General features: G+C 50.0%; 14 protein-coding genes. 5 read left to right on the top strand and 9 right to left on the bottom strand.

Annotated features, from left to right (window positions below; all coding sequences use genetic code 11):
* The first annotated feature begins 92 nt into the window (after window positions 1-92).
* Genes rfaD through rfaC form a run of 3 tightly spaced genes read left to right on the top strand, consistent with a single transcriptional unit; the run spans window position 93 to window position 3047 of the window.
* A complete protein-coding gene (rfaD, locus tag RDN66_RS13365) occupies window positions 93-1025 on the top strand; it encodes an ADP-glyceromanno-heptose 6-epimerase (protein WP_123651048.1) in 933 nt (310 codons plus the stop codon).
* Between the two features lie 9 nt (window positions 1026-1034).
* A complete protein-coding gene (gene rfaF, locus RDN66_RS13360; protein ID WP_308537912.1) occupies window positions 1035-2081 on the top strand; it encodes an ADP-heptose--LPS heptosyltransferase RfaF in 1047 nt (348 codons plus the stop codon).
* Window positions 2082-2084: 3 nt separating this feature from the next.
* Window positions 2085-3047, top strand: a complete 963-nt coding sequence (gene rfaC, locus RDN66_RS13355) for a lipopolysaccharide heptosyltransferase RfaC (RefSeq protein ID WP_202216975.1) — start codon at window positions 2085-2087, stop codon at window positions 3045-3047.
* A gap of 47 nt (window positions 3048-3094) precedes the next feature.
* On the opposite strand, the gene RDN66_RS13350 is transcribed toward rfaC, so the two are convergent.
* From RDN66_RS13350 to rfaQ, 6 genes are all read right to left on the bottom strand, one after another.
* Window positions 3095-4201 carry a glycosyltransferase family 9 protein gene (locus RDN66_RS13350; protein WP_051910762.1) on the bottom strand — a complete coding sequence of 369 codons (1107 nt, stop codon included), beginning with the start codon at window positions 4199-4201 and terminating at the stop codon, window positions 3095-3097.
* 71 nt (window positions 4202-4272) lie between these two features.
* Window positions 4273-5310: a glycosyltransferase family 9 protein gene (locus tag RDN66_RS13345; RefSeq protein WP_202216973.1), complete on the bottom strand. Its 1038-nt coding sequence runs from the start codon at window positions 5308-5310 to the stop codon at window positions 4273-4275.
* Window positions 5307-6692, bottom strand: a complete 1386-nt coding sequence (locus RDN66_RS13340; protein WP_308537911.1) for an O-antigen ligase family protein — start codon at window positions 6690-6692, stop codon at window positions 5307-5309. The genes RDN66_RS13345 and RDN66_RS13340 overlap by 4 nt, the downstream gene beginning before the upstream one ends.
* 122 nt (window positions 6693-6814) lie before the next feature.
* A complete protein-coding gene (rfaP, locus tag RDN66_RS13335; protein ID WP_202216971.1) occupies window positions 6815-7615 on the bottom strand; it encodes a lipopolysaccharide core heptose(I) kinase RfaP in 801 nt (266 codons plus the stop codon).
* On the bottom strand, window positions 7608-8732 hold the full coding sequence (locus tag RDN66_RS13330) for a glycosyltransferase family 4 protein (RefSeq protein ID WP_202216970.1): 1125 nt from the start codon (window positions 8730-8732) through the stop codon (window positions 7608-7610). Before RDN66_RS13330 ends, rfaP begins: the two co-directional genes overlap by 8 nt.
* Window positions 8729-9796: a lipopolysaccharide core heptosyltransferase RfaQ gene (rfaQ, locus tag RDN66_RS13325; RefSeq protein WP_035894684.1), complete on the bottom strand. Its 1068-nt coding sequence runs from the start codon at window positions 9794-9796 to the stop codon at window positions 8729-8731. Before rfaQ ends, RDN66_RS13330 begins: the two co-directional genes overlap by 4 nt.
* Before the next feature lie 407 nt (window positions 9797-10203).
* On the opposite strand from rfaQ, the gene waaA reads away from it, so the two are divergent.
* A complete protein-coding gene (gene waaA, locus RDN66_RS13320) occupies window positions 10204-11481 on the top strand; it encodes a lipid IV(A) 3-deoxy-D-manno-octulosonic acid transferase (protein ID WP_035894683.1) in 1278 nt (425 codons plus the stop codon).
* Between the two features lie 8 nt (window positions 11482-11489).
* Window positions 11490-11969, top strand: coding sequence for a pantetheine-phosphate adenylyltransferase (coaD, locus tag RDN66_RS13315; RefSeq protein WP_035894711.1), 480 nt, complete (start codon window positions 11490-11492; stop codon window positions 11967-11969).
* 52 nt (window positions 11970-12021) lie between these two features.
* Here the strand turns inward: coaD and mutM are convergent, their stop codons facing one another.
* The 3 genes from mutM to rpmB all read right to left on the bottom strand — a co-directional run.
* On the bottom strand, window positions 12022-12831 hold the full coding sequence (gene mutM, locus RDN66_RS13310) for a bifunctional DNA-formamidopyrimidine glycosylase/DNA-(apurinic or apyrimidinic site) lyase (RefSeq protein ID WP_202216969.1): 810 nt from the start codon (window positions 12829-12831) through the stop codon (window positions 12022-12024).
* A gap of 98 nt (window positions 12832-12929) precedes the next feature.
* Window positions 12930-13097: a 50S ribosomal protein L33 gene (gene rpmG, locus RDN66_RS13305; protein ID WP_003024094.1), complete on the bottom strand. Its 168-nt coding sequence runs from the start codon at window positions 13095-13097 to the stop codon at window positions 12930-12932.
* 22 nt (window positions 13098-13119) lie between these two features.
* On the bottom strand, window positions 13120-13326 hold a 207-nt coding region (gene rpmB, locus RDN66_RS13300), incomplete at its 5' end, for a 50S ribosomal protein L28 (RefSeq protein WP_308537910.1).

The following is a 13326-nucleotide window of genomic DNA, read 5'->3' as shown; positions in this document are numbered from 1 at the left end:
CGAAAGGCTGAAGGCTTAGCAATGTGATGATATGATAAAGGGTATTCGTGCCCGGGATTGTCCAGGGCCTATTCATTTCAAAGGTTACAGTTATGATTATCGTTACCGGCGGCGCTGGCTTTATTGGCAGCAACATCGTGAAAGCGCTCAATGACAAAGGCATCACCGACATTCTGGTGGTGGATAACCTGAAAGATGGCACCAAGTTTGTGAACCTGGTCGATCTGGATATCACCGACTACATGGATAAAGAAGACTTTCTGATCCAGGTTATGGCCGGTGAAGAGTTCGGTGAAATCGAAGCGGTCTTCCACGAAGGTGCCTGCTCTTCCACCACCGAGTGGGACGGTAAGTATGTGATGGATAACAACTATCAGTACTCCAAAGAGCTGCTGCACTACTGCCTGGAGCGTGAAATTCCGTTCCTGTACGCCTCTTCCGCAGCCACCTACGGCGGCCGCACCAGCGACTTCATCGAGTCCCGTGAGTTTGAAAAACCGCTGAACGTTTACGGTTACTCCAAATTCCTGTTCGACGAATACGTACGTCGCATCATGCCAGAAGTGGATTCCCCAATCGTCGGTTTCCGTTACTTCAACGTCTATGGCCCACGTGAAGGGCACAAAGGCAGCATGGCGAGCGTGGCGTTCCACCTGAACACCCAGTTGAACAATGGCGAAAGCCCGAAACTGTTCGAAGGCAGCGACGGCTTCAAACGTGACTTCGTCTACGTTGGCGACGTTGCCGCAGTGAACCTGTGGTTCTGGGAAAACGGCAAATCCGGCATCTTTAACCTGGGTACCGGCCGCGCAGAATCCTTCCAGGCCGTTGCAGATGCCACCCTGGCGTACCACAAAAAAGGCAGCATCGAATACATTCCGTTCCCGGACAAACTGAAAGGCCGCTATCAGGCGTTCACACAGGCCGATCTGACCAACCTGCGCGCAGCAGGCTACGATAAGCCGTTTAAGACCGTCGCCGAAGGCGTAACGGAATATATGGCCTGGCTGAACCGCGACGCGTAAGAAGTTAGCATGAAAATACTGGTGATCGGCCCGTCATGGGTGGGCGACATGATGATGTCGCAAAGTCTCTATCGCACGCTCAAGGCGCGCTATCCCCAGGCGATAATCGACGTGATGGCACCCGCATGGTGCCGTCCGCTGTTATCGCGGAGGCTGGAAGTCAACGACGCGATCGCGATGCCGCTTGGGCATGGCGCGCTGGAAATTGGCGAACGGCGCAAGCTCGGTCATAGCCTGCGTGAAAAGCGCTATGACCGCGCGTACGTCCTGCCTAACTCGTTTAAATCGGCGCTGGTGCCGTTCTTTGCAGGTATTCCGCTGCGAACCGGCTGGCGCGGAGAAATGCGCTACGGCCTGCTGAATGACGCGCGCGTGCTGGACAAAGACGCCTGGCCGTTGATGGTCGAGCGCTACGTCGCGCTGGCTTATGACAAAGGCGTGATGCGCTGCGCCAAAGATCTGCCGCAGCCGCTGCTATGGCCGCAGCTGCAGGTTAACGAAGGGGAGAAATCCCTGACCTGCAACGCGTTTTCACTTTCCAGCGAGCGCCCGATGATCGGCTTTTGTCCCGGCGCTGAGTTTGGCCCGGCGAAACGTTGGCCGCATTATCACTACGCGACGCTGGCAAAACAGCTCATTGATGAGGGTAACCAGATTGTCCTCTTCGGCTCGGCGAAAGATAACGACGCCGGCAATGAGATCATCGCTTCACTGAGCGACGAACAAAAAGGCTGGTGCCGCAATCTGGCCGGGGAAACCCAGCTGGAACAGGCCGTCATTCTGATTGCCGCCTGCAAGGCTATCGTCACCAATGATTCCGGCCTTATGCACGTTGCCGCCGCGCTTAACCGCCCGCTGGTCGCGCTCTATGGGCCAAGCAGCCCTGACTTTACGCCGCCGCTTTCCAATAAGGCGCGCGTGATTCGCCTTATCACCGGCTATCACAAAGTGCGTAAAGGCGACTCCGCCCAAGGCTATCACCAGAGCCTGATTGATATTACCCCAGCCCGCGTGCTGGAAGAGCTCAATGCTCTGATGTCGAGCGAGGAAGCCTGACGCATGCGGGTTCTGATCGTCAAAACATCTTCCATGGGTGACGTGCTGCACACGCTGCCCGCACTCACCGATGCTATGCGCGCCATTCCAGGCATCCGTTTCGATTGGGTTGTCGAGGAGGGCTTCGCGCAGATTCCCTCCTGGCATGAAGCCGTCGATCGCGTAATACCGGTGGCGATTCGCCGCTGGCGTAAAGCGTGGTTCTCTGCGCCGATAAAAGCCGAGCGGAAAGCCTTTAAAGAAGCGGTTCAGGCCGTTGCCTACGATGCCGTCATTGACGCTCAAGGGCTGGTTAAAAGCGCTGCGCTGGTCACTCGCCTCGCCCATGGCGTCAAAAATGGTATGGACTGGAGCACCGCGCGTGAGCCGCTGGCGAGTCTGTTCTATAACCGTAAGCACCATATCGCTAAAGCGCAGCATGCCGTGGAACGTACGCGCGAGCTGTTTGCCAAAAGTCTGGGGTATGTCAAACCAGAAGCTCAGGGTGATTACGCCATTGCGCAACACTTTGTAAAACAGCAGACGTCTGAATCACAGCCCTACGCCGTATTTTTGCATGCGACAACGCGCGATGATAAGCATTGGACAGAAGCTCACTGGCGGGATCTTATTGCGCTGATACCGAAGACAGGGATTCGTATTAAGCTGCCCTGGGGGGCACCACATGAAGAGGAAAGAGCAAGAAGAATTGCGGAAGGGTTTGATAATGTCGATGTGCTGCCGCGGATGAGCCTTGAGGAAATTGCGCGCATCCTAGCCGGCGCAGAATTTGTGGTGTCGGTTGATACTGGTCTTAGCCATCTGACCGCCGCGCTCGATCGCCCAAACGTGACGCTCTATGGTCCCACCGACCCTGGCCTCATCGGTGGTTACGGCAAGAACCAGTTAACGTGCATTGCTCCGGAAGGTAAACTGCGGTTACTCACCGCTCAGCAAGTACTAAAACACCTACCTTCCGATACATAAACCTTCGGCTCTGCACGCTTAACAGAACATGCAGAGCATCGATGAACTTACTGCAGGAAGGGTTTTACATGCACCATGATCTCTTCACAACTCACCTTCTCAAGCGCTGAACGGTACTTAATTTCATCCAGTGTTGTATAGGCTTTGTAAACCACCTTGTGCAATTGAGGGTCCTGATAGGGACCATAGAGATAAGGTGAAGTGATCACATACATACTCACCGTCGGTACTCGCATTGCCACAGCAAGGTGCATAGGGCCCGTATCTGATGTTACCAGCAGGTCCATATTCTTCACTTCCTGAATCAGCCCCTTGAGCGTCGTTTTACCGATAAGCGGTTTTACACGATCATGAAAGCGGCTATCCAGTTTTTGCAAAAATTCATCCTGCAGAGGCACTTCATTCGGCGCACCAATCAGGACGACACGCACGTCATCATGGGCAAACAGTTGGTTTGCGAAAGTGACAAATCGCTCAACAGGCCAGCATTTCTTAAAGGATGACGCTCCCATTTGAAAACCAATCCAGCGCAGCTGCGAATCTGCCTCACTCACCGTACGTTCGACAGGGAATGGCAGGTGCATGCTGTTATCTGGTTTTTCATTCAGCAAAGGCATGATGAGCTCCAGCTTTCGCTGAATAGTATGCCCAACAAATTTGCTGATTCTGTTGGTCGCCCATTTGCTGACGAGCGGGATGTCCTGTTTATCGTTATCAACAAAGACATACTTCGTGCCAGCCATAATGGCGCTGAGGAAATCGTAAGGTGTATGGGAGTGAAGAATCACCGTCAGATCAGGCGTTCCACGCTTTTTGATCTCTTTAACTAACGCCGGGAGGGTTGTGAGCTTATTGTCCCACGAAATAAGATCGTCCCAGTCTCTCCCCCCCTTGAGGAAGTCATACATCTTTTTGTGGCATATCAAAGTGATTGCCGCAGAAGGATATGTCTGGCGAAGCGCATGAATTGCTGGAGAGTTCATCATGAAATCACCCAGCGCCGTTGAAGAATAAATCAGGATATTCTTCAGCTGACTTTTATCCTGATTTTCAAATTCTTGCTGACTAAAAGAAAAATCTTTCTTACGAGTATGTATCATTAAAAAAAGATTAACCAGTAATAGCTGAATTCTTTTTCTCAATGCTCTAATCATTAAATAAAACCTATTTAACCTATCGCCAGACAGAGATCAATATAGCAACTTACCTATATCAATAAGTAAGCTTATGCTTCATCCGTTACCGTATTTTTTCGCACCTGCTCCTGCAGGCTGACAAACCGCGTGAATACATCATCGACGCTAATGTTGCGAGCATCGTAATCTTTTCCTTGCAGCATCTCGTACGGCACTCCCCATGGGGTCCATAGCCATGCGGCTTTGTTGCCGAATAGTGCAACTACCGGTTTATGTACCCCAGCAGCAATATGCAAAGCACCGCCGTCGCTGGTCACAATCTGATCGCATAGCGACATACCGGCCATCAGTTCACGTACGGTGTTGGTTCTTACTGGAATAATCGGCAGATCGGCACACTGCTCGGTGATAAAGTCAGCCTTCTCGTCATCACCGGGATGTAATTTATTATCTGACTTTCCTGGAGACCAGAATAACAGGATATGACATGCCTGCTCGGCAGCAAGTTTATGCGCAAGCGCAACAAACTTTTCTTTTTGCCATTGTTGTTCTTCTCTTCGCGAGCTTATCTGCAACCCATAAACAGGCAGGTCATCCTGAGGAAAATCTATCTTTGCTTTTATGTCAGTCAGTTCTTTCGGCGTGACATACAGCTCCAGCGGGCCAGGTTTAGAAGTACAGCCTAGCGGTCCCGTTAATCTGTCCAGTAAATTGACCAGATGAAGCTGCTCCTGAGTTTCAGGAATAGCATCGGTGATAATATCAGGGCAGTCATTGCCAATCGCGATAATTCTTTTTGCGCCCGCTAATTTTGCCCACTGTAAAGGACGTTTATCCCAATGTTCTTTCGCAATAATCGCAACATCATATTTAGCACGGCGCAGATCAATAATCGTCTTCAGTCGCTGAAACAACACCTTAAGGCTAGATGTACCTTTAGAGCGATGATGTAGCTTACTGTATAAGAAAACTTTACCGACATGAGGGTTATTTTCGATGATCGATTGGTTGTAGGTGTTAACTAACAAATCAACCTTACAATTCATGTCTTTTGCAATAGTGGAGATCAGCGGCGTTGTCAGTATCAAGTCGCCAATATTATCTCTACGAATAATTAAAACTTTCATTTTTTCGCCTGTGATATTTTATTACTCGTAAAGATCAGGCCTAGCATTAAACCGGATAACGCAAGGTTTTGCTCAAGGAAGTGATCGCGCATCATGTTATCCACACCGCTACGGAACAAGAAGCTCACGGTGAAGAGAGATAAGTACAAACCTGGAATAATTAAATCACGCGAGAATGCACGCCAACCAATAAGGATCATCAGCAAGACGAATGCTAGCCAGTTGATAAGCCCAAGGACACCGTTCTGAAGCGTGACATCAATCAGCCCGTAGTGGCTGTTAGACTGTTGAATAATAGGGTCGTGATATTTTTCCTGCAGCAACACTAAGAATGCGTCTTTTCGCGGACCGGCGCCAAACGGGTGTTCCGCAATTAAATCAGTCCCCTGGCGGAAGAACGATGCTCGGCAGCTATTAGAGTCATCCATTATACGGCCAGTGCTGTCCTGCATTAACGGACCATCAAAACCGTTATAGCAACGGCTGTGCATACCCAGATCCCAGCCAGCGACCATATCCATACTCAGGCTTTTCCAGCGAGCATCCTGATGCCAGGAAGTGTAACCCACAATACCTACAACCATCGCTACCACTAGCGCGGCCAGACTAAGCTTCGGCAAGTTCTTACGGCTAATCGCCTTCAAGGCAATAAAAACGCAGATAGAAATCGTGCTACCAATCAGGCCGATGGTGCCCCAACGAGTCTTCGCTAACGCAGAACAGATAAAGCACAGCAGAATAAAGGCTGCCATCAGTTTGTTGCTGAAGAGCAGATATTTGCGGCCCAGGAACAACCGGCAGGCAATTTCTGCCAGCAAAATGCCCGTTACCATGTTGATCTGGAAGCTCATCTCGGTACGAGTTGGCACGATCCACGTATGACCCCAGAGTATCGTGCCTGTCTTGATGTAAAAATAGATATTCTGCAGCAGGTGAATAAATAGAACCCCTAACGAACACAGAACAACTAAAGACATCACTTTATTGGTGGTTATATTTTTAAAGTGATATTTACAGATTGGGTACAAAAAAAGCCCAACAAAGAACAATAGCCCCGCTCGTAGGTATTGTCCCTGCCAACTACGGATCATCTCTTTCACATCAACCGCAACAAATAGACCATTGAGCAATGTGAATACGAGGAAAAGAAGAATTAAACCGATAGCATATTTTGCCAATCGACTAAGCTCAATATGCATATACTTTTTACGCACGCAAAAATATAGCGTTAGCGCAGTGCCTAAGTATATGAAAAGATTCCTATTAGTTGGCAGAATTGAATTCTGGATAGGCCAGACAAAACATAAAACACAAAAAGAAAATAACAACAAATAAGCTGCAATACCTTTAGATGGAGATTGCATTTGTGTGTTTGAATTCATATAAACCCTATTGGAACAAAATCCAGCACATATTTATAAATTAAAAATGCAAGAAGAGAAGTAGTGTTGTTTCGTTCCATGAAATACAAAATCCATTTACAAATCATTCTTTATAGCTAAAATTACAGTGATTTACGAATTGTCCTTTCGCGAATAAGTTTGGCTTTTCCTTCAACCTGCTCAATAAACGTATTTTCGTTCTTAATAATATCTTTCAGGCTACCATTGAAATATATCTTTAAAAATCGATAGTAGTCACGGGTTGTTAGGCCGATATTATCGGAGGAAAAATAAAGCCCGGTAAGATCTTTGTTACGCCAACGCAAAGGTACTTTATTTCTGATTTGCGCTCGATGCAGATCGATCACCGAAATTTTCAGATCATTGCCATTTTTCTCATCAAATGGGAGATGAAGTAAGAAATGACAAATATAGCAATCGCGGTGGTTAACGCCGCCAAGATGCATCGCCCGAACCATATTGGCTACACGTTGAATCAGCATTCTTTTTATGCGCGGCTGCGGAGGTTCAACACGCCACTTTGCACAATAATCTTCCAGGCTAATGGTCGGCGTTAAATCTTCGGTAATGATAAAGGAGGTTTTCTTAACAGGATTCCAGCCTGTTTCGCCAAATGCAACGCCATGCATCGTATCAACGCCCAAAGAAGCTAAACGGTGTATAGCATTCCACTCACGGTCAGCCCCGAGTACCGGCATACGCAGTGAAAGCAGATTCTTAATAACTTCTTTATAAGTAGTACCTCGGTGCCACTTCAAAAAATAGCTCTTATCAGCGACGCTAAAACGAAGTGTGCGACGGGTTTCTAGCTCCCGAAAGACCTCACCCTGAAGCTTTCTAACCTCGATGAATGGGTCTTTTCCCTTCCACAAAGTGGCAAAGGGTTCATGTAACTCAACCATGCAATTCACCTGTAATAATATCCGCAACATGTTCTGGCAGACTATAGAGATCCTGCGTATCCGCATAATGCCGCGCTTTTTGCGCCCACTCTTCACGCAGTGAGCTATCCGTCAGGACTTTCTGCAACGCACCATCAAGCGCATTTTGCTCAAAAGGTTCACTAAACACGGCACCGCATCCTGCCGCCGCAACATGAGGCGCATATCCGCAAACCTCTGTTACGAGTACAGGCAAACCTGCCGCGATAGCTTCAACCAGTACAATTCCCGCGGCTTCCTGCTTCGCCGGATGTAATAACACATCCGCGGCCGCCATCAGATGAGCAACATCATCACGCCCCGCAAAGAAATGGACATTTTCTTTCACACCCAATTTTTCTGCCTGCGAAGCGAAGGTGCGCGGTTTATCCTGGCCGACAACAAAGAGCTGGGTTTGGCGACGAATAGCCTCAGGCAGTGCAGCGACAGCAGCAATTGAGCGGCTGACCCCTTTACGTGAGAAGTCAGAACCCACCTGCAGCAATAAAAACTGCTGCGGGGTGATACCGTTGGCTTCACGGTAGCGTTCACGACTGCCAGGCGGCTGATTGCTGTATTTTCTGTCGGGGTAGATACCGGGAGGAAGGAGCTGAAAGCGATCGTCTTCCGTATGGTAAAACTTTTTAAAATCAACAATTTGCTTTGTTGTCAGCATCAGCAGCTTTGTCTTTACGCCAGGTTTAAACACCGCTTGCTCAAAGGCCGCATAGTGACGGTATCGTGCAGTTAAGCGATACAAAAATCCCTTTTCTTTCGAGACTTTAGCCGCATAACACACGTCGGCGGCGTAGTAGTAATCCAACCCCGGCATTTTGTTAAAGCCCAGCACGCGGTCTGCCGGATGTTGAGTTAAATGCTGTTGAACCCACGTTTGATACTGCTTATCTCGCCCATGGTTAGAATGCGCCGTCACCGGAACATCAACGCACTCAAACTCCGCCGGGCGTTCCCCTTGCCAGGCTCGCGTATAGACCCGGACATGATGTCCGCGCGCAGCAATTGTCTTAGCGATGCGCATAAAGTCGCGCTGTAATCCCCCATAGGGGAAATATTTGTACAGGCAGAGAGCAACAATCATTGTGCATTCACCTTGGCTTCTGGCGCTGCGCCATTGAGCACTTGTCTGGCCGCGTTAATAACATCCACCGCAGGGATCACTGACGGATATTTATAGCTGCGGTCCAGTCGCTCTCTTGGCGGTACTGGTTGATAGTGGCCGGCCCATAGCAGCGTGACATTTTCCGCCCATGGTCGCCACGCGATATGATCCGTTGCGCCAAATAGACAAATGATAGGGGTCTTCACCGCGGCTGAAATATGCATTGGAGCGGAATCAACGCCGATAAACAATGCCGCATGGTCAATGAGAGCCGCCAGTTCAGGAAACGTCGTTTTACCCGCCAGTGCGGTGACGGGAGGTAATTTGCATCCTTCCGCAATATCACGGATGCACTCCTGGTCATCCTTCCCTGGTCCAGAGGTCAGCACAACCGGATAACCCTGTTCCTGTAAGGCATCGATAACCTCGCGAAATTTCTCGTTATCCCAGCATTTAAAAATCTGACGTGCGGTTGGCTGAATAACGACATAGCGCTCACCCACGTTGAGCTGTTCTAGCTGTTCATGGATGTTTTGCCAATGGGCAGGAGCATAGTTCATAGACAGTTCGCGATTGAGCGTGCTCAGCCCAAGCGGATTCAAAACCGACAGGTTACGTTCAACGATATGATCGCCAGTAATCGGCACAAGGTGCGTAAAGCTCTTCTGCCAGAAAGGTTTCTGGCGGTGCGGGAAATCAGGGGAAAGTTTTGTACCAGCCGACAAAAAACGGACCAATAGTGCAACCAGCCACTGATCGGTCAAGTTGATCACTAAATCATATTGGTTTTGGCGTAATTTTTTTATTAATGAAATGAAGTTAGCGATTTTCTTTTTTGTTGTGGCGTTTTTCTTACTGATTCCATACAGCGCATTAATTTCCGGATTTTCAGATAAAATCGGCTTTGTGTCTTCATAAAGGAGCACATCGATTTTAGCATCGGGATAGTTACGTTTTAATGTACTGATGACGGGGGTTGTCAGCAGCATATCGCCATGAAAACGCATTTTAATGACCAGGATATTTCTGAATAACTTTTCCACAAGCGGCTCTTTTGTTGAGAGTGTCCGATACCGTTAAGCAAAAAAAAGCACGCTACCGCCCCAAGCTCAACAGTTGCCTGATTACTGATATCGCACTTAAATTTTGCGCGCTAGTGTACCACTTCTTTAGTGGCAATCCGATACGAATAAAAGTTAAGCACATTTTCTTTTAGTCTTTCCAATCAACTCATTAGCACAGATTGGTGTCGATCTCAGGACCAATCTTGTTATCTTCTTTAGCCCCTGACTTTAATTTCAAAGAGTTACGCAGGAATACAACATAATGGTCTATCACACGGTAGATTGACCACTTTAGCGCCTAATTGGTCCCTTAATGGCAAAAGTAATAGCAAAGCACCGGGTAAATACATAGAATCCCCAGCACATCCATTAGCCAGCTAACGCCCATGCTTGAGTTGCTCTACACCACATTGCTCTATCTTATTCAGCCTCTCATCTGGATACGGCTTTGGGTGCGCGGACGTAAAGCTCCAGCCTATCGCAAACGCTGGGGTGAACGTTATGGCTTCTACCGCCAGCCGCTTAAGCCTGGCGGCATTATGCTGCATTCGGTTTCCGTCGGTGAAACACTCGCCGCTATCCCTCTGGTTCGCGCGCTGCGTCATCGTTACCCTGATTTACCGATTACTGTGACCACGATGACCCCAACGGGTTCAGAACGCGTTCAGTCCGCTTTTGGCAAAGATGTTCAGCACGTCTATCTGCCGTATGATTTACCCGATGCGCTTAATCGCTTCCTCGATAAGATTGACCCTAAGCTGGTGCTTATCATGGAAACGGAGCTATGGCCGAACCTGATTGCCGCGCTGCATCGTCGCCATATTCCACTGGTCATTGCCAACGCCCGTCTTTCCGAACGTTCCGCTGCCGGTTACGCAAAACTGGGCTCGTTTGTTCGTACGCTGCTGCAACGCATCACGCTGATTGCTGCGCAGAATGAAGAAGACGGAAAACGTTTTGTTGCCTTGGGGGCAAAAAACAATCAGGTCACTATTACCGGCAGCCTGAAGTTTGATATCTCGGTAACGCCACAGTTGGCGGCCAGAGCCGTCACGCTGCGCCGCCAATGGGCTCCGCATCGCCCGGTATGGATTGCCACCAGCACCCATGATGGCGAAGAGAGCATCATCATTGCCGCGCATAAAGCGCTGCTACAGCAATACCCCGATCTTCTGTTGATTCTGGTGCCTCGTCATCCTGAGCGTTTCCCGGATGCCATCAACCTTACCCGTCAGGCAGGCCTGAGCTATACGACTCGCTCTTCCGGCGAAGTGCCTTCCGCCACCACTCAGGTGGTGATTGGCGACACGATGGGTGAACTGATGCTGCTCTACGGCATTGCCGATCTGGCGTTTGTTGGCGGTTCACTGGTTGAACGCGGCGGGCACAACCCGCTGGAAGCAGCCGCCCATGCGATTCCGGTGCTGATGGGGCCACACACCTTTAACTTCAAAGATATCTGCGCGCGTCTGGAGCAGGCGAGCGGGCTGATTACCGTCACCGATGCCGCCAGCCTTGAGAAAGAAGTGGCTTCGCTGTTAGCCGATGAAGACTACCGTAGTTTCTATGGCCGTCATGCCGTTGAGGTTCTTTACCAGAATCAGGGCGCACTGCAGCGCCTGCTACAGCTTCTGGAGCCTTACCTGCCACCGAAAACGCATTGAGGATGACTATGCAAAAACGGGCGATTTATCCAGGCACATTCGATCCGATTACCAACGGTCACCTTGATATCGTGACCCGTGCAGCCTGCATGTTTGACCATGTCATCCTCGCTATTGCCGCCAGTCCCAGTAAAAAACCGATGTTTGATTTGAGCGAGCGTGTGGCGCTGGCACAGCAGGCCACGGCGCATCTTGCTAACGTCGAGGTGATGGGGTTCAGCGATCTGATGGCGAACTTTGCCCGCACGCAGCAGGCCAATATTCTGATTCGCGGCCTGCGTGCCGTCGCTGACTTTGAGTATGAGATGCAGCTGGCGCATATGAATCGCCATCTGATGCCGGAGCTGGAAAGCGTCTTCCTGATGCCTTCCAAAGAGTGGTCATTTATCTCATCATCGCTGGTAAAAGAGGTGGCGCGCCATAATGGGGACGTTACCCACTTCCTGCCGGTGAACGTGCATCAGGCGTTGATGGAGAAGCTGAAGTAGGTTTTGGGGTCGTTCCCGGCGGCGCTTCGCTTGGCCGGGCTACCTGGATGAGTTACTTCTGGCACTGTTTGCAGTAAAACGTCGCCCGCTGCGCATGCTTGCTCGCCACAATCGGCGCCCCGCATACCCGACACGCTTCCCCTTTACGCCCATAGACCTGCAGCTCCTGAGCAAAATAGCCCGGTTTGCCGTCGCTTTGCAGGAAGTCTTTTAGCGTTGTCCCACCCTGTTCAATCGATCGCGCCAGCACGGCTTTGATCGCGCCGACTAACCGTTCACCCTCTTCTCTTGAGAGCGATGACGCCAGCCGATCCGGATGGATCCGCGCGGCAAACAGCGATTCGCTCGCGTAGATATTCCCCACGCCCACCACCAGCTTATTATCCATCAGCCAGGGTTTAATCGCCGTTTTCTTCTTCGCGCACTTCGCCAGCAGATAGTCGGCGTTAAATTCCGCACTCAGCGGCTCTGGGCCGAGATGAGCGAGCACGCTGTGCCCTTCCAGCTCCGTGGTCCATAGCCAGGCACCAAAGCGGCGTGGGTCGGTATAACGCAGTACTTTGCCGTTGCTCATCACCAGGTCAACATGGTCATGTTTCTCAGCAGGCAGTTCTTCGGACAGGATACGCAGGCTACCCGACATTCCCAGATGGATAATTATCCAGCCGTCAGGGAGTTCCAGCAGAAGGTATTTAGCGCGTCGCTGAACGCTCAGGACGGGCTTGTCGCTCAGGCGGTAGATTTCATCAGAGACGGGCCAGCGAAGGCGACCGTTGCGGATAACGGCGTATTGAATGGTCGCACCGACCAGGTGGGGTTCAATGCCCCGGCGGCTGGTTTCAACTTCGGGTAATTCAGGCATAGCGTCTCCGGCTCAAATACAGATCTCTCTATTATGGGGACGCGTAGAAAACAAAAAACCCCGCCGAGGCGAGGTTTTTCATGACATCGAAACTAAAATTATTTGATTTTAGCTTCTTTGTACAGAACGTGCTGACGGACAACTGGATCGAATTTTTTCAGTTCCAGTTTTTCCGGTTTAGTACGTTTGTTCTTCGTGGTGGTGTAGAAGTGACCTGTACCAGCAGAAGAAACCAGCTTGATTTTCTCGCGAATACCTTTAGCCATGATTTATTTCCTCGTTAAGTACTTAGTACTTTTCGCCACGGGCACGCAGTTCGGACAGAACTGTATCGATGCCTTTCTTATCAATAACACGCATACCTTTAGCAGATACACGCAGGGTGACAAAACGCTTCTCGCTCTCAACCCAGAAACGGTGAGAGTGCAGGTTCGGCAGGAAACGGCGTTTAGTCGCGTTCAGTGCGTGGGAACGGTTGTTACCGGTCACCGGACG

This window comes from uncultured Kluyvera sp., assembly GCF_902485085.1.
GTDB classification, from domain to species: Bacteria; Pseudomonadota; Gammaproteobacteria; order Enterobacterales; family Enterobacteriaceae; genus Kluyvera; species Kluyvera ascorbata.
Note: the sequence above shows the minus strand (reverse complement) of the source record. Positions and strands in the feature narration are given on the sequence as shown.